Genomic DNA, 17,892 nt, shown 5'->3' on the forward strand with positions numbered 1-17,892 from the left:
TAATGAATCCAGACTCTAAGTGGAAAAAGTATCACTAATCCAAGTCTCTAGGCTCCTCCACCAATATTAAGTGGAAAAAGTATCACTAATCTGAACCCATTAGCCTTCCAGCGCTGGATTTGCCGAATTTAAGGGTATTCCCACTAAATCCCTGTTGAGGCACAGATATCTGCAAATTAGTGGTACAAAATCCACTTACCCTCTTAAGGAATCTGGCGCAAAGCGACTTCAGCGACAGCAGAAAGTATCTCACAGCAGCACTCCACTTCACACAGCACTCATATACATATAAGCCCTGTAAGTATCGGGAATCCTTGCCAACCCAAGAGTTCCCGGCTCTTCCGGGAGAACCCTTCCGAACCCCTTATCTCTCCGCCGTATCCAGCCAGCCCCGAAACTTCTCCCGGGTGACAGCGGACAAGGTCTCAAGCGCGGCCAGCTCCGCCAAGCCTGTCTTGTCCTTGCGTCCGTGCTCCATCAGATAGAGCACCTGCTTGATCGGGAAGCTTCCTTCGCCGCTTTCCTGCTTGATGATTGAGTCGCCAGCGGCAATCTGGCCCTCGCGCAGCACACGGAAATAGAAACCGCTGTACCCGGTTTTCAGCACCTGTGCCGGCATATCCGCGGGGCCGTGTTTTTGCGCCAGCTTATAGCATGGAAAACGCGGCTGGCTGACCTGCAGCAGTGTTGTGCCGATCTCATACACATCCCCGATGCACACTTCCGTCTCCAGCAGGCCGCTGGCCGTTATATTCTCGCCAAAGGCCGAATATTCCAGTTTCTTGCCAAGCCATTGCTCCCAATAGGCATAATGCTCAATGGGATAGACACACACTGCTTTGTCCGCACCGCCGTGGTTCACAAGGTCCGCTTGCCCGTCCCCGTCGAACCCTTCCAGATGAAGCTGCACCTTACCGGGTGCGGGCATTTTGTAGATGCCTGTCTCCAGCGGCTTGCCCCGGTAATCGACGGTCTTGGGCTTGCCTACATTAAGCGAGATGACTTCCATCCTCTTTCCCTCCTGTCAGCATGCAGCTCATAAATACCTCATCAACGTAACGCCCGCCAAGAAAAAACTCCTCGCGCAGACGGCCCTCCTCCACAAATCCGCATTTGCGGTAGAACGCAAGCGCAGGTTTGTTGCAGGACAGCACACGCAGCCGCAGTTTGCGGATGCCGTTCTCCGCCGCATGGCTTTTGATCGCTTCGATCAGCTGTCTGCCAATGCCCATTCGCTGAAACTTCGGGTGAACGGCGATGTTGACCTCGCACACATGACGGTTGCTCTCCATACCACTGGGACAGCCAAAGCCGACATAGCCGCACAGTTCCCCATCCTTCAGAGCGACCAGCTGTGAACCGGGAGGGGCATGCATTAGATAATCCTCCCGTGAGCGCCACATTAACGGACCGGGTGATGTATCCTCAGTCCAGATCATATTATCAAGTACAATCAGCTCCCGGGCATCCTTGATTTCCGAGGGACGGATCGTTAAGGCATCCCTGTTCAGTTGTGGCATTCCTTCTACACTCCTTGCCTTACTAAATCACGCGGAAGACTGCAGCTGCCTTAACAGCATTCTCCCGCTGCAATTTCATGCCGTATTCCGTCCCAGTGTACGGGCGGAGCGGTTGATGTATGCATGTAACCCAAAGAATCCCACCGACAGCACAGCCATCCCGCATGCCAGCCACCCCGTCGGGGCTAGACCTCCATTGTCGAACTGGACGCCCATCAGATAAGGCCCGATCACTCTGCCGATTGCGCCAATGCCGCCGCTCAGCCCCAGATAGAACGGCGCATTGCGGTCTGCATGGTCCGAAATAAATGAAGGCATTGCCGGAGAGATCAGCATCTCCCCCAGTGTCGCCAGCAGCATCGCCAGAAACAAGCCGGCATAGCTTGGCATGAGCAGAATCACCGCATAACCACTCAAATAAAAGACGGCACTGGCCGTCATTTGCGCCGTTGAGGTTGCTGCGAACCAGCGTTTGATCAGACTGACCAGCGGCTGCGCGGCAAAGATCAGAATCCCGTTCAGCGTCCACAGAAACCCGTAAGTCTGCTTCGGCCAGCCTTCTGAGATAATAAACGGCGACACACCGGTATTCCAGATTGAATTGCCGATCAGCAGAAACATGGAGCCAATGGACATGAACAGATAAATCCGTATCTGACCCATAAGCCTCCAGCCGGATTGTGCGGGCTGCGGCTGCTTTCTCCGGGTCTGTTCGTGAGGTGAAGCTGTCCCTACTTTGCGCAAATAAAAAAAGAAAAAAACAGCAAATACAGCCGAAGTTACACCGTTTAGCACAAAGCTCAGCATATAATTGCCCAAAAATCCGCTCAGCGACGTTCCCAGTGCTACTCCTATATTGTTGCAAACATAGATGATATTAAACAGCTCTGCACGCTGCTCGGCAAACCGGAAACCGACAAATGCCTGGATGGCCGGCAGCGACAGCGAATTAAACAGTCCAAATAATCCCATTAAAATAATAAACAAATGCCAGTTGCTGCTTGCCGCCGGAATGGAGAACAAGGACAGGGCCGTTAGGGCCAAGGCTCCCACAATCAGCCGGTTGACACCGACCTTATGATAGAGCGAACCGCCCAGCAGCTGGCCGGCAATCCCCCCGAGCGCCTGAATCAGCAGAACGAAGCCGGCATCCTTCATACTCCGGCCAAGCTCATCGAATACGTACATAGTCACGAGCGGCCACATCAGTGCGCTGCCGGTTGCGTTAATCAGGCTGGCAATCAGAAATACTTTGATTTCCTTAGGATAGGCTTGCAAAAACTTCATATCTTGTCTTTCATCCCCTGTAACCTATGTGTCATTAATTCATCCAGTATCATCCTAAAACAGGGTCAAGGGCAAGTATATGGATTGACGCTTTATCGCGTCACTCAAATAAAACACATCACTTAAATCCAACAGATTCTCCGTTGGACTTCGCTTCTCCCCTACGCTTCACTTCTACAGTGGCAGAGAAAAAAGTCGCCCCGTTGCCCATATCGCTCAGCCGGTCCGGCGTCAGCACATTGACTCTCTGTTTGTGTCCTTTACCTTCCCACCACAGGCCTTGGCTGATTACGGTGCCGGGCAGCATTTTGTCCGTTACCACCGCCCACAGCTCAATAGCTCCTCTGCCGTTATATACGGTGAGCTCGTCGCCCTCTTCAATTCCCCTCACCGCTGCATCTTCGGGATGAATCTGCAGGGTCGGCCGTTTCTCCATCCGCTGGTGCTTCTCTACATTGGAGAAGGTGGAATTGAGGAAATTATGATTCGGCGGCGAAACGAACATCAGCGGGTACGCCGTTCCCGGCTGCGGCTGCCGCTCGCCGTCATAGCCTTCCTTCAGCGGTGTATAGGTTGGCAGCGGAGGCAGGCCAGCCAGCTCCATGGCCTTTGAATACAGCTCGATTTTGCCGGAGGGAGTCGGCAGGTTGTCCAGATAATCCGCCTGCGGCGACATATCCAGCTTCACGAAACGCTCAGCCGTCAGCCGCTCCAGCGTTACCCCGTTCAGATAAGGGTTGCGCGGGTAATCCAGCGCCTTACGGATCATATCATATTCGGACTCGCTGAAAGCCTCTGCATCAAAGCCCATTGCCCGGCCAAGCAGCGAAAAGACCTCCATATTGCTCTTGCATTCTCCCGGCGCATCCAATACAGGCTCCTGGAGCTGCATATAATGATGCCAGTAGGAACCGTATAGATCCACATTCTCCAACGTGGATGTTGCCGGCAGCACAATATCGGCATAAAGCGCAGTGTCGGTCATGAACAGATCATGCACGACCGTGAACAAATCCTCACGGGCGAATCCCTTCCGCACACGCTCCGCATCGGGAGCAACTACAACCGGATTGCAGCAGTAAACGAACATCCCCATCACCGGCTCTTCCTTCAGCTCCAGCGCTTCACCGATCCGGTTCATATTGATCGTGCGTGCCCGGCGGTTAGGGCGCAGATCAGGGCGGGTCAGCGCCCGGTCATTCGTGGAACTGTAGCCGCCGTTTGACTTGATCGCCCCGCCGCCGGTCTTTAGCCAGGCACCGGTAAGTGCCGGAAGACAGGCAATCGTCCGAACATTCATGCCGCCGTTGTCGTGATGCTGGAGGCCGTTGCCGATGTGGATATGCGAGACTTTAGCTTCACCGTACAGCTTAGCCAGCTTCTCAATATCCGCTGCCGCAATGCCTGTGATCTCCGCGACCCGCTCGGGCGGGTAGGCGAGCACATGGCCGCGCAATTCCTCATGTCCGGTTGTATAACGCTTAAGAAAAGCGTTATCCGTCATTCCGTCCCGGAACAGGATATGCATCAGCCCGAGCGCGAGCGCTGTATCCGTGCCGGGGTACAGCGGCAGGAACCAGTCCGCCCACTGGGCCGTGCGGTTGCGGTGAACATCAATTACAACCACCTTCGCCCCCCGTTTGCGGGCCTGCTCGGCGTAGACGACCTGATGCATGTTCGTGCTGACAATATTGCCGCCCCAGACGATAATCAGGTCGGCGTTCACCGTATCCTCAGGGCTTGTCCCGCCGTTGAAGCCCATTGTATATTTCCAGCCTGCGCTGCCTGCTGCACTGCAGATGCTCTGCTCCAGACGGCTTGCGCCAAGCGCGTTAAAAAAACGCCGGTCCATTCCGTCGACGCTGAGCACCCCCATATTTCCGTAGAAACTGTAGGGGAGAATGCTCTCCGGCCCGTGAGCTGCCGACAGCTCCTTAAAGCGCCCGGAAATTTCGCCTATGGCTTCTTCCCAACTGATCGGCGTGAAAGAACCGCTTCCCTTCGGCCCTGTACGGCGAAGGGGCTGCAGCAGCCGCTCGGGATGATGGACCCGTTCGGCCATATGCCGCACCTTGTTGCAGATCGCCCCCTTGGTGACCGGATGCCCGGGGTTGCCCTCCACTTTAATGATTTTACCATTCTGCTTATGCACTAGAAGTCCGCATGTGTCTGGGCAATCCAGCGGACATACCGCCTGAAAAACCCCATCTCCGCTGTAACTCATGGGCTGCAGTCCTCCTTTGTTGCTTGAATATGTATATTCTATAACCGCATGTGCTCCACGTAAAGAAAATAGGCGGGAACAAACTGATTCGTTCCAAGTATGCCTGGGTAATAGAGCATATGAAACACTCCCTAAGAATTCGCCGTGAGCCCGATTTCGTTCCCCCGAGTCGGATATGCACGGCGAATTTTGTTATGGGCCGGAGTAGGAACAATAAAAAACACCCCCCGATTTCGGAGAGTGCTGTGATGCTTCCAGATGGTGAGCAAGCCTGGAGTTTAGGCGTGTTTTTTTACACCGGCAGGAGCAATGCTGTCTACGGATTGGGCAACCGCCGGCGCTTTGCGCAGGTATGCCATCCAGTAAGCGAATGCGACGAAGATTGCACCGCCTGTGAGGTTCCCGAGCCAGACCGGGGCAAAATTGCCGAAGTACTGGGACCAAGTAAAATGTCCTTCGAATATGGCAGCAGGGATAAGGAACATGTTGGCTACAACGTGCTGGAAGCCGATGGCCACAAACGCCATGGTCGGAAACCAGATCCCGAGGATTTTACCGCTGAAATTATCCGCTCCGTAAGAAAGCCATACCGCCAGAGCAACGAGCCAGTTACAACCGATACCGGAAACAAACGCCTGCAAAAAGGTGGCATCAATCTTGTGTCCGGCCATATCCACCAGTTTGTCCAGATACACGCCGTCTGCGGTAAGGCCAACAACGTGGCCGAAGAAATAAGCGACGAACAAGGCACCTGCGAAATTACTGATGGTTATCAGCACCAGGTTCTTAATCGTTTCCCAGAATGAAATTTTCTTGGACATAAATGCCAGCGGCACCGCCATCATATTGCCTGTCAGCAGTTCCCCACCGGCCAGCAGCACCAAGATCAGACCTACCGGGAACACGGAAGCCCCGATAAAATTCGCAATGGAACCCCATTCCTTCGGTGCGCCTGCGATCACGCGAATGTCCAGCAAAAACCCGAGCGCGATGAACGCTCCCCCCAAGAAGCCAAGAATAAGTACGGTGCTGAGCGGGTTGTGAGCCTTCTTGATTCCGTTCTCCACCGTGACTTCGGCAATCCCCTGCGGTTTGTTATAAGCCATGATTCCTATCCCCTTCTAATTACTTAAAATTTGTTCCTTTATGTCATTGTAGCGTGTCAACTACTACAATTACGTGATAAAAATCACTTATGCAAAGACTAAGTGAAAGTTTTCACTGACATGTCAAATTTACCACAAAAGTATTCAAAGCGGAATGTTTTATTCAAGCAGAAGCGGCCAGTCCGTCAAAAAATACAGCCGTGCAGAAGCGCACCAAAAAACCGGAGCCTTCATTCGGCTCCGGGTATGGGAATGGCAGCGGGCTTAGACCGTTACAGTTTCTTTATGGGGAACCGTAGCGGGCAAGGCTTGAAGACCTGCGGTATTCAGGAAATTCCATGGTTTGTTGTAATGCGGCTGGAAGAAGAAATCGATAAATGCCAGCTGATCTACAGTCATTTTATTCTGTATGCATACCGACACGGTATTGATCGACTGCGTCAGGTCCATCTTGGACATAATCTGAGCGCCGAGGATGCGTCGGGTCGAGCGGTCATAAACCACCTTTAACTGCACCTGCTCAAAGGTTGGCATGAACTCAGGACGGTAGTTGTCGGTCAGCAATACACTCTCGACATCCATACCTTCTGCTTTGGCTGCATCTTCCGTCAGCCCGGTTCCGGCAATATTGTCTTCATAAATTTTGATCCCCGAGGTGCCCTGTGTGCCCATATAGGCGATCGTAGGCGACACCAAATTCCGGGCTACCAGCGTACCCATCCGCACTGCGTTGGTTGCCAGCGGAATATAAGCATTTTTGCCGGTCGGGTTATAGTGAATTGCGCAGCTGTCACCCGCAGCATAGATGTCCGGAAGGCTGGTCTGCATGTAGTCGTTGACGATAATCGCACCGTTAGGCAGCATATCCACTTTCCCCTTCAGCAGTTCGGTATTCGGACGGAAGCCGATGCAGAGGATAACCAGGTCTGTCTCATGCTCGCCTTTGCTGGTAATGACCTTGGTCACTTTGCCGTTCTCTCCTGCAAACGAGCTGACCTTCTCGCCCAGTGCCAGGGTGATTCCGTGATCCTCCAGGGATTGTTGAATAGGTGCCGTGAATTCTTCATCCAGGTATTTGCTCAGAATACGATCTTCGCCATCGATCAGCGTAACCTGCTTGCCGTTCATCTGAAAAGCTTCCACCAGCTCGACTCCGATATATCCGGCGCCGACAACAGTGATTCTGTCCACCTGCTGTGCTCTTTCGATGATGGTGTTGGAATGGCTGTAGTTCTTCGACAGGAGGATACCATCAAGCTCCATGCCTTCCAGCTTCGGAACAATCGGCCACGAGCCGGTGGTCATGATCAGCTTGTCATAGGAGTCATCGAATTCCTGGCCTGTCGCCAGATTGCGGGCACGCAGGGTTTTGCGGTCCGTATCGATTTGGATGACTTCATGACGCATGTTCGTCTTGACGCCAAGCTCAGCCAGCTTTTCCGGTGAGGAATAGAACAGACCCTGCGGGTCCTTGATTACTCCCCCTACATAAAGCGCGATCCCGCACGACAGGAAAGATATATTATCATTGCGTTCATATACTGTAATCTCGGCTTCAGGGTAGAGCTGGGCGGTGTTGACAATTGCGGCGGTTCCGGCATGGGTACATCCAATGACTGCTACTTTCATGGTTTCTTCCTCCTCCAAATTTGGGCATTCATTTATTTTCTCTATAGTTGTGATTTATTTCACTTTATAAATTGATTATATTGTGATTTTTCTCACATTACAAGCCTTTTTGTGATTTTTCTCACAACGTTCACAAGTTTTGCGGATTTAGTTCTCCAGGTCCCCTCTCCGTCTGCATTAGTTTTCCCCGGAACGAGTACATTATGTCTGCTGCACAGCAGGAAGGAGCAGGGAACCTTCAGCACAGCAAAGCCCCCGTACCTCTGCAGCAGTCGCAGAAATACGGGGGCTTAGGCCTGTGAACTTATATCATCCTAGCTATTCTAAACCGTTAATGGCACCGTTCAGGTCTACCTGAATACCTTCTGCAGCCGGTTTGGCTGGGAGTCCAGGCATCGTGACGATATTGCCGGTGATGATTACGGCGAAGCCTGCGCCCAGCGACAGCGTAATATCGCGGACACCCATAGTAAAACCCTCGGGGGCTCCCAGCAGTCTTGGCTGGTCTGAGAAGGAGTATGGAGTCTTAGCCATGCAGACCTGAAGCTGCTGGAGGCCAAGCTTCTCAATAATGCCCAGGCTGCGTTTCGCAGCCGGCGAGAAGGCGACCTCAGCACCACGGTAAATTTCAGTGACGATTGTATTGATTTTGGCCGGGATGTCCAGATTGTCCTCATACAAGGGGGCAAATGCCGCAGGTTGGCCTTCTCCCTGTTCCAAGAGCTTCTTCAGCTCCATGGCGAGCTCTACCCCTCCGGCACTCCCTTCAGCCCATACCTTGGAAATGGCTGCGGGTACACCCAGACGGCTGCAGGCCTCCACGACATCGTTAATCTCTGAGGGGGCATCTCCCTCGAAGTGATTAACCGCCACAAGCACCGGTACGCCGAATTTGCCCAAATTCTCAATATGGCGCTCCATGTTGGAAATGCCGGAAAGCAGGGCGGCCCGGTTCGTCTTGTACAGCTCATCTTTACGCACACCGCCGTTGTATTTCAGCGATTTCACGGTTACAACCAGCACGGCAGCGGCGGGAGTGAGCCCGGCTTGGCGGCATTTGATATCCATGAACTTCTCCGCCCCGAGATCCGCCCCGAAGCCGGCTTCCGTCACCACCACGTCACCCAGCTTCAGCGCATAACGGGTACCGATCACACTGCTGCAGCCATGGGCGATATTGGCAAAAGGGCCGCCATGCACAATTACCGGTGTCCCCTCCAGTGTCTGCACCAGATTGGGCTTCACAGCTTCCTTCAGCAGCGCAGTCATGCCTTCCACTGCCCCGATATCCTGGGCCGTTACCGGCTGACCCGACTGGTCATAGCCGACCAGCATCCGGCTGAGACGTTTTTTGAGATCGGCTAGGTCGTCGCACAGACACAGCACAGCCATAATCTCGGAGGCGGTAGTGATCTGGAAGCCGCTCTCCCGGACCGTGCCGTTGCCATCGCCGAGACCGGTCACAATGCTGCGCAGGCTGCGGTCATTCATATCCATTACGCGTTTCCAGACAATACGCTGCGGGTCCAGCCCGAGAAGATTGCCTTGGAAAAGATGATTGTCGATCATGGCCGACAACAGATTATGCGCCGAAGTTACCGCATGTATATCGCCTGTGAAATGCAGGTTGATCTCATCCGCCGGAACAATCTGCGCCTTGCCTCCGCCGGTGGCTCCGCCTTTCATCCCTAAGGTTGGACCAAGCGAAGGCTCGCGCAGCGCTGCCACGGTCTTAACCCCCGCCGCATTCAGCGCCTGGGACAGTCCGATGGTCGTCAGCGTTTTGCCTTCGCCTGCCGGAGTCGGATTCATCGCGGTGACCAGCACCAGCTTTCCATCCTGCTTGTGCTTAAGCTCATCCCAAAGGGATGGTGACAGCTTGCTTTTATATTTGCCGTACAGCTCCAGATGCTCCTCATGAATCCCTGCTGCTGATGCCACCTCTGTAATTAACCTCATGCCGTTATAAAACCCTCCTGCCGTTATTATCCTGCTTCACCATTCACTTTATGCAGTTCTTTAAGTTCTACACATTCCTCTTCAAAGGATACAGTGTCTCTGAAAAGCGTCAAGGATAATTTTCATAGATGCCCATACGAAAAATCCCCCCAATCACGGCAAAGCCGCATCCGGGAGGAAAACTCATGTGAATTCCAGCAGTCAGAAACGGCTTAACCGTCTCCTTACAAGATATATAGAGCAGAGCGCTCTGCTTATAAATTCTTATATTTTAAACATGAAGCCGTATTGTTCTAAAGCAATGCTTCGATCTGTTCCTTCATGCTTTCAGGTGATTCCTTTGGTTCCACACGGGCTACCACGTTGCCGCTCCGGTCGACGAGGAACTTTGTAAAGTTCCACTGAATGTCACTGCTCCCGCCTTCTCCCGGCTGCTGGCCCTTCAAATATTGAAACAGCAGACTGGCGTCCGGCCCGTTCACATCCACTTTGGCAAAAACGGGAAACGTAACGCCATAATTAATCTGGCAGAACTCCTCCGCTTCTTCACTGGTTCCCGGCTCTTGTCCGGCAAACTGGTTGCAGGGAAAACCCAACACAACAAGTCCCTGGCCGCCGTACTGCTCATACAGCTTCTGCAAATCCCCATACTGTGGTGTAAGTCCGCATTTGCTGGCCGTGTTGGCAATCAGCAGCACCTTCCCTTCATAATCCTTGAAAGGCACTTCCGCACCCGAAGGCTTCACTCCGGCGAAACTATAAATAGACATCCTGCTTCCTTCCCTTCATCCGTGGATTCTCTAAAGGCGATGCACTGTCCAGCCATTCTTCATCTTAACTCATTGCCGCAGAAATACAAAATTCAGGACACCATAGCGGATAGCTAATCCGCTCCGGCCTCTCCGTGCAATCCGCAGACATCGGCTATCAGCCGCAGAGATTTCAGCTTGTCCTCATAGCGGTGCACAAGCGTAGCGAACATAATTTCCTCGCATTGGTATTCCTCGATGAGCGCTGTAAACTGCCGCCGCACTTCGTCCGGTGATCCAAGCACCATTCGCCTGCGGTTATCCCCGATCCGAAACCGGTCATACGGCGTATAATTGTAACCCAGCGCCGTCTCCACAGAAGGCGTGCCTGTGGAGACATGGCCCTTCTCCAGCTGAACGAGGGACAAATCCATGCTGGCAGCCAGCCGGTCCGCTTCCGCGGAAGTCTCCGCACATATGGCAAACACCGACACCAGCGCCCGGGGCGCTGAAGCTGCAGGAGACGGGCGGAAGCTGCTCCGAAAGGACCGGACCGCCATGCTGCCCCCATCACTGTTAATAAACCTGGCGTAAGCATAGCCGGTCCCCAGCCTGGCGGCAAGAGCTGCACTATCCCTGCTGGACCCCAGCAGCCAGAGTTCCGGCGCCGTGCTGACCTGTGGACTGGTCTCCAGCCCGGCAAAGCGGTGTTCATCATCCGGAGCGCCATACAGATAGCTTAGCAGATCCCGGATTTGCAATTCGTAGAGCTCGGCGCCGCCGGTCCGGTTCTCCTGGAGCGCTCTTGCAGCGAGCGCCCCGCCTCCTGCAGCTCTGCCCAGCCCAAGATCAATCCGGCCGGGGTATAAGGCTTCGAGAACACGAAAGTTCTCGGCCACTTTATACGCGCTGTAATAGGGAAGAAGCACAGCTCCCGAACCGATGCGGATTCTTGAGGTTACTGCAGCCAGATGTGCCATAAGCACCTCGGGGCTTGAACCGGCCAGCCCGCGTGCCGCGTGATGCTCTGAGACCCAGAAGCGGTGATAGCCCAGCCGGTCCGCCTCTATGGCTAAGCTTACGGTCTCAGCCAAAGCCTCGGCCGGCGTGCTGCCCTCCGGGACCGGTGATTGATCCAGAATGCTTAATTTCATATCAGCGCATCTCCAAGTCATGAGATTTCAGAATGGGAGTATCCCATTTGAATCCAATTGCTTCCCCTATTATAGCATTCGGGTACCTGATGTTTCCCGCTCTGCCTTCTTTACGGCAAAAAATCCTTCCCCGGCCACCGGAGAAGGATCTTTGTCCACCCTATGCACTTAGATAAGCGTTAGCGGAAAACAGCTCTATTCAATTCCGGGCCAGTTTGACCAGCATATGTGCCAGCCGGTGGCGCTCTTCCTTGCTGCCGACCTTCCACAACTCCAGCAGCAGCTTCTCCTCGCTGTTGCGCGGCTCTTCATGTGCGGCCAGATAGTCGGCGATTTTTTCCGCCGCTGCTGCCAGCTGTTCTTCGCCCAACCCGATTTTCTGCGCCAATTGGATGCGCTTTCCTAGATAAGATCTGAAATCTTCAAAATTCTTCAGGATAACCTCTTTTTGTTCGGGATCTATCCGGTCAAGGGCTTCACTTACCTTAGCTATCGTCACATTCCCGTCCTTGTTCACCACATGATTATGTTCGGACATCCGAAGTTCCCCTTTCACTGGAAATTTCACGGTTTCCCACTACTTAACCAGGGCCCAGGGAGATGAACCATTAGAACCGGCGGCTTCGGCTGTAAGACACACCTGTACGGACAGCCGGAGCATGCCCGGCAGGTGATGTCTGCGGTATCCTAACCCGTAATACAGATTCAGCTCGTCATGCCGGCCTAGACCGCACCAATAGACGGCCATTCCAGCTCAAACCCGTTATTACGCAGGCGGGTCTGGAAGCTGCTCAGCTGTTGCGGGGAATTTCTCACCCCGCGGGGGGTAATTCCGTTATCCAGACAGAATGCCGCCAGCATGCCTGCAGCCTCTCCAATGTTCCATTCCACCGGATGCAGGCGGTAGCAGCCATTGGTGATATGCGTGGTCCCAATGTTTTTGGCAGCAGCGATCAGGTTGTTTACCCGTATCGGAATCAGCGCCCCCAGCGGGATCTGGAACGGCAGCGAAGGAATGTCAATGAAGGTCCGCAGCGCCGTGCTGGGATGAAGATCAATCCGGTAGCTGCCGATGCCAATAGTATCCGGGTATTTTTCGGCTTTGCCGCCGGGACGGTCGGCCGGGCTGAGATGCTGCTCCAGGATTGTATATTCTGCGCGGATACGGCGTCCTTCACGAATATACGGAGCCTGTGCAAGTCCATGCGGCGCTCCCGTCGCATCCGGCCGTGGACGAAGGCCCGGGTAACCTATACCGCCATCTTTGCGGGGAGCCTCCGTTTGCATCCAGTATAAAAGGGAAAGACTGAGCTGCTTCGCTCTCTCCAGGTGGCAGTGCCTTTCCTCAGGAGCAACGTCAACAATCGGTCCGAGCCAATAGTCATTCTGCGGCCAGTTGACCACGCTGAGGTCCGTCTTGTAGGCTCCAGGCTGAAAATTACTGCGGTCCGCCAATCTCCGGTAAGTAAACAGCGGGTTAGCCCCCTCCTCCGGCAAAAGCACATAGGTCACAGGCGCAAGCGTTGAGGGGGAAGGAACGGTCCAGCTCAGCTGTGGAGCCGGCCAGAAATCAGCCTGGTAGCTCTTCCAGAAATCATATTCCCGCGGCTTGGCAATCGTATAATCTTCACCCTCGTTATAGTCGAGCGCCAGACAATGCGTAAACGCCTGGATATCCCGGGGATTCGCCGGCCCCGTAAGCGCGTGCCTCTCCCCAGTCTCGGCAACTGATTCCGCGCCGGTTACGTACTCCACGCCAGCAAGCGGCAGCACATCGCCTTCCTCGGTTGCATCCAAAAAATAGCTGCCTGTCAGCACCAGCTTATCTCCATCCTGCCCGCATACCGTTACCGAAATCACTTCATCTCCGTCTGTCTCGGCCCGCACAGGCTTGTATCCGGTCCATATCTGCAGCCGCCCGCTGTGCACATAGGGGGCCAGCATATCCCGGAGCACCGCCAGCGCGGTACGCGGTTCGTGAGAGAGACGGCTGACCCAGGCATTTCCGGGGTTGAACCCCGCGCGGGCGCGCGCCTGCTCCGTAAGCGGGAAGAATCTGCGGTAATAGTCGCGTACTGCATTCCGGTAAGTCCGGTAGCTTGCCGTACAGCCAAACTGTTCAATCCAGCGGTTCTCATCAGGCGGCACCACCTGGCTGGTGAGCTGTCCGCCAATCCATTCGTAGGCTTCGGTCATCACCACCGACCGCCCTGACCTTGCAGCACCAAGGGCGGCCGCACAGCCTCCGGTTCCTCCGCCGATAATGATTACGTCTGCCTGAATCTGCTTTGTCATTTCACCATCTCCTCCATAACTGAATAAAAAAAGGACTGATTCCTCATGCCTTTACTTATATGTAATTTTTAGAGATGATTTTACAACTTAAAATTTTCAGATAGCCAAAGAAAAAAAACGACAGAGGTTCCGGCGATGTCTGGCGCAGGGCCGGCGGCCTTGTTAGAATAACAAGCCACCGTAGACTATTTCTGGTTAAATCAAAGGTACTTGTACCTCTCATTTCACCCAACCGCCTACTTTTGGCTAAATCAAAGGTATTTATACCTCTCATTTCACCCAGCCGCCTACTTCTGGCTTAATTAAAGGTATTTATACCTTTCATTTCAACCAGTCGCCTACTTCTGGTTTAATCAAAGGTATTTGTACCTCTCATTTCACCCAACCGCCTACTTTTGGCTAAATCAAAGGTATTTATACCTCTCATTTCACCCAGCCGCCCCAGCGAAGCCTTCAAGTATTCCGGATTTTATTGCACTGTATAATTCCCTCGTACCTTACAAGAACAAACCACTCTTCGTTTCCGGACATAGCTTCTTCAGCACTTCGACAACAGCATTTTTGCCGTTGTTCCGGACCGCATTCGTCTTTTAGAAGAGTTGAAACTAAAAGATTCTTATCCACAATGGTAAGTAATCATATCTCCTAAATAACAAAAAAAGCACTGCCCTCCACCTTGCGGGGAATTGCAGTGCTTCATAGTTCAACGGACCAATTATTTAGATACCGGAACAGCGTCATAGTACTCTTCCAGCGTAATGCCCCTCTCCGCGATGGAGGCAGCAATATCCTTTCCTACATAGCGGACATGCCAAGGCTCATACATATACCCTGTGATTGCCTGCTTGCCCTCCGGGTAGCGGATAATGAAGCCATACTCAGCCGCATGAGCTGCCAGCCAGTTGGCTTCCTTCGTTCCGGCAAAGCAGCTCTCGGCTGCGCATTTACCATCCGTGCCGGAAAGGTCGATCGCCAGACCTGTCTGATGCTCGCTGTGTCCAGGTACGGCGCTATAGGTACGGGCTTTTTCTTCACCGTCTTTTTTGACATAGTTATTAAACAGCCGGGTCTGCGTAGCCTCAGAACGGTAGCCGGAAACCCCGGCCAGATGTACCCCATCCTTCAACGCTCCTGTGAACATTTCCTCCAGTGCATCAGCGGCAGACTTCCGCAGCATCCGCTTTTCAATCTTTTCCGAGAAAATAAACGGCACATCGGGATAGACCAGATCAGCTGGCTTATAACCGTCCGGCAGCTTATACTGCTTATTAATCATAGCCGCCACACTATCTGGCTCGGCAGCGGTAAGCTCTGCTTCCGGATCAGTTGAACCGGAGCTGTCCGAATCAGAGGGCTTGTCCGTTGGCGATGGTGAAGGCTTCACAGCAGCTTCATTGCCGGAGTTATCCGGCTCGGCAGAAGGCCCGCTCTCTGTGGCTGTGTCCGACTCCGCCGGAGTGCTGCTGGCCACGGCTGAAGGCTCCGTTGCAGCGCTTGGCTGTCCCTGAAGCTCATTCCCCGCGCCAGCGGAAGCTCCCTCCTCCTGTGAAGCCGAAGGCGAAGGAGAGTTATATTTACCTACCCCCCAGCCAACAGCAATTACAATAATGAGTAAAATGACGATTTTGGCGGTCTTAGACATATCTTATGTTTCCTCCCAGAAAGTTAATGAATGCTCCAGACAAGCGGCCGATAAATGCACAGACGGAAAATTTGCCCCGGTTTCCTTGACCAGCGCGAACCCGAAACACCCGCACCCTATTCGTTATAGGCAGTACTCTATGAAATCTGAAGTTCAAGTTATATTATAGACAAGCTTTGCGTCCAAAATGTTTCAAAACTTTAAAGATACAGGAACAGACCTGCCCGCAGGCAAAAAAAATGTTACCACAGAATGCCAGCCTCTGCGCTGGCCGTCCTATGGTAACAAGTTTCACAAATGAAATCCAGCGCCTTTATCTGGATGAGCCGCGGCCGCCGCGCGTGCCGCCGGAGCCGTTGCCACGGCCGCCACGCGAGGAAGCATTTCCTCCGCTGCTGCGCCCGCCGGAACCGTAACCGCCTTTGCCTCCTTTGGAGCCGCCGCGTGCGCCGCCTCCCTTGGCTGGTGCTGACGGACTCCAGCCCCCGGCATCATTGCTGCGGGCCACATTCGCTCTATGCTTCGGGCTGGCCTGAGCGCCGCCCGGATTGTACCCGCTGCCGGAGCCCGCTCCTTTGGAGGCTCCATAGCTGAAGCCTCCGGCATCTGCGCCGCGGGAAACGTTGGCGCTGTAGCCGCTGCTCGGGCCGCCTTTGGAACCGGCGGCCCCTTTGCCGCCGCGCTGGCCGGCGGCGCTTCCTCCGGCTGCATTGCCTGCAGCCGGGCTGCCGCTGCGGGCGTCGAAGCTGCCATAGCCGCCGCCCGTTCTTGGCTTCGCCGCGCTTTTGCCGGCGTACCCGCCGTCTCTTGGCGCAGCGGCGCCCCAGTCGCTGCGCTTGCCGCCAGCCGCTGCGCTGCGGCTGCGCCCTTCCGCAGGCGCGCCCCAGCCGCCTGCTTCCTTGCCGCGGCCGCGGCCGCCCGGCCGCGCCCCGGCTTCGGCGCGCGGAGCTCCGCCGCTGCGCCCCTGGGCGCGCCCGCCGCGTCCACTGCGGGCGCCTTCCGGCGCGGCGTTCTGGCGTCCGCCGCGCGGCGAACCGCCGCCCTGCACGGAGGTGAATTCGCCTACGCCGAATTCATCCTTCTCATACCGGCGGCGGTCCAGCCGCTGGGAAATGCCGTGCTCGATCAGCTCGAGCCCGGCGCGTTCGCGCGGCGAAGAGAACGTGATCGCCAGCCCCTTGCCGCCTGCGCGTCCGGTCCGGCCGATCCGGTGAATGTAGCTGTCCGCATCCAGCGGCAGATCAAAGTTGAAGACATGCGTGATGCCCTCGACGTCCAGTCCGCGGGCAGCCACGTCCGTGGCCACCAGCAGCTGCAGCTTCGCCTCGCGGAACCGTTTCATCACCGCTTCGCGTTTGCCCTGCGACAGGTCGCCGTGCAGCTCGTCGCAATCATAGCCTGCGGCCTGAAGCGCTTCATTCAGCTTGGACACCCGGCGTTTCGTCCGGCAGAAAATAATCGCCAGGTAAGGACGGTCCCGCTCAATCAGCGCGATCAACGCCTCTTCCTTGTTGCGGTCCGAGCATTCCACAACCTGCTGGCGGATATTGTCCAGGGGGATAGGGGAACCGCTTTTAATAACGATATCCAGCGGCTCTTTCATGTAGTTGCTGGCCAGACGCTTGATCGGGTCCGGCATTGTCGCGGAGAACAGCATCGTCTGGCGGCGGTAAGGCACAGCCGTAATAATGGTCTCCACATCCTCCAGGAAGCCCATATGCAGCATTTGGTCCGCTTCATCCAGCACAAGCATCTTGACCCCGCTGAGATCCAGCGTTCCCCGGCGCATATGATCCAGCAATCTGCCCGGCGTCCCGATAATCAGATGCCGGCCGCCTTCCAGCTTGCGCAGCTGCTTTTCCACATCCTGACCGCCATACACAGCCAGAATTTTCACTCCGGTATGACGCGCCAGCTTGCGGGCCTCCTCGGTAATCTGCAGCGCCAGCTCCCGTGTCGGGGCCATGATCAGCGCCTGCGGATACGCCTGCTCCACACGGATCTTGTCCATAATCGGCAGCAGGAAGGCCAGTGTCTTCCCTGTTCCCGTCTTGGCCCTTGCGATAACGTCCAATCCCTGCACCAGCGGAGGAATAGCTTCCTCCTGCACCGGTGTAGGCTTAGCAATCCCTTGGCCCTGAAGCAGGCCGTTCAATAATTCAGATACTCCCAGTTCCTTAAAACCCGGCAATGTCTCCACCTCACAATTTTCTTTAATTTGTTCAATTCATGTCACTATAGTCATCCAGTTTCTGGAGTAATGTAGGCAGGATACGGTTGCCTTCCGCAGCATCAGCCGCGTATTTAAGGCATCAACAGCTTTGTCG

General features: G+C 54.6%; 14 protein-coding genes. All 14 read right to left on the reverse strand.

What is annotated here, in order from left to right:
* Positions 1-364: 364 nt before the first annotated feature.
* Positions 365-1,009 carry an MOSC domain-containing protein gene (locus PGRAT_RS29025; RefSeq protein WP_025708033.1) on the reverse strand — a complete coding sequence of 215 codons (645 nt, stop codon included), beginning with the start codon at positions 1,007-1,009 and terminating at the stop codon, positions 365-367.
* Positions 990-1,520 carry a GNAT family N-acetyltransferase gene (locus tag PGRAT_RS29030; RefSeq protein ID WP_025708032.1) on the reverse strand — a complete coding sequence of 177 codons (531 nt, stop codon included), beginning with the start codon at positions 1,518-1,520 and terminating at the stop codon, positions 990-992. Before PGRAT_RS29030 ends, PGRAT_RS29025 begins: the two co-directional genes overlap by 20 nt.
* A 75-nt stretch (positions 1,521-1,595) precedes the next feature.
* Positions 1,596-2,807 carry an MFS transporter gene (locus PGRAT_RS29035; RefSeq protein ID WP_025708031.1) on the reverse strand — a complete coding sequence of 404 codons (1,212 nt, stop codon included), beginning with the start codon at positions 2,805-2,807 and terminating at the stop codon, positions 1,596-1,598.
* A gap of 118 nt (positions 2,808-2,925) precedes the next feature.
* Complete coding sequence (locus PGRAT_RS29040) at positions 2,926-5,031, reverse strand: molybdopterin-containing oxidoreductase family protein (protein WP_081954777.1); 2,106 nt, start codon at positions 5,029-5,031, stop codon at positions 2,926-2,928.
* 278 nt (positions 5,032-5,309) lie between these two features.
* On the reverse strand, positions 5,310-6,137 hold the full coding sequence (locus PGRAT_RS29045) for a formate/nitrite transporter family protein (RefSeq protein ID WP_025707348.1): 828 nt from the start codon (positions 6,135-6,137) through the stop codon (positions 5,310-5,312).
* A gap of 264 nt (positions 6,138-6,401) precedes the next feature.
* Positions 6,402-7,766, reverse strand: coding sequence for an FAD-dependent oxidoreductase (locus PGRAT_RS29050; RefSeq protein WP_025707347.1), 1,365 nt, complete (start codon positions 7,764-7,766; stop codon positions 6,402-6,404).
* Between the two features lie 318 nt (positions 7,767-8,084).
* Positions 8,085-9,725, reverse strand: coding sequence for a formate--tetrahydrofolate ligase (locus PGRAT_RS29055; protein ID WP_042267583.1), 1,641 nt, complete (start codon positions 9,723-9,725; stop codon positions 8,085-8,087).
* 293 nt (positions 9,726-10,018) lie between these two features.
* Entirely contained in the window at positions 10,019-10,495 is a 477-nt protein-coding gene (locus PGRAT_RS29060; protein WP_025703138.1) for a glutathione peroxidase, read from the reverse strand.
* Positions 10,496-10,608: 113 nt separating this feature from the next.
* Positions 10,609-11,628 carry an LLM class flavin-dependent oxidoreductase gene (locus PGRAT_RS29065; RefSeq protein WP_025703135.1) on the reverse strand — a complete coding sequence of 340 codons (1,020 nt, stop codon included), beginning with the start codon at positions 11,626-11,628 and terminating at the stop codon, positions 10,609-10,611.
* A 199-nt stretch (positions 11,629-11,827) separates the two neighbouring features.
* Complete coding sequence (locus PGRAT_RS29070) at positions 11,828-12,166, reverse strand: DUF3243 domain-containing protein (RefSeq protein WP_025703134.1); 339 nt, start codon at positions 12,164-12,166, stop codon at positions 11,828-11,830.
* 39 nt (positions 12,167-12,205) lie between these two features.
* Entirely contained in the window at positions 12,206-12,376 is a 171-nt protein-coding gene (locus tag PGRAT_RS33580) for a hypothetical protein (RefSeq protein WP_155990288.1), read from the reverse strand.
* Positions 12,352-13,923 carry an FAD-dependent oxidoreductase gene (locus PGRAT_RS29075; protein WP_025703132.1) on the reverse strand — a complete coding sequence of 524 codons (1,572 nt, stop codon included), beginning with the start codon at positions 13,921-13,923 and terminating at the stop codon, positions 12,352-12,354. The genes PGRAT_RS33580 and PGRAT_RS29075 overlap by 25 nt, the downstream gene beginning before the upstream one ends.
* A gap of 715 nt (positions 13,924-14,638) precedes the next feature.
* Positions 14,639-15,565, reverse strand: a complete 927-nt coding sequence (locus PGRAT_RS29080) for a M15 family metallopeptidase (protein WP_025703130.1) — start codon at positions 15,563-15,565, stop codon at positions 14,639-14,641.
* 313 nt (positions 15,566-15,878) lie between these two features.
* The gene (locus PGRAT_RS29090; RefSeq protein ID WP_081954778.1) at positions 15,879-17,756 is read right to left on the reverse strand and encodes a DEAD/DEAH box helicase; all 1,878 of its coding nucleotides are present in this window, start codon (positions 17,754-17,756) and stop codon (positions 15,879-15,881) included.
* Between the last annotated feature and the right edge of the window lie 136 nt (positions 17,757-17,892).

It is taken from the genome of Paenibacillus graminis (assembly GCF_000758705.1).
GTDB classification, from domain to species: domain Bacteria; phylum Bacillota; class Bacilli; order Paenibacillales; family Paenibacillaceae; genus Paenibacillus_AQ; species Paenibacillus_AQ graminis.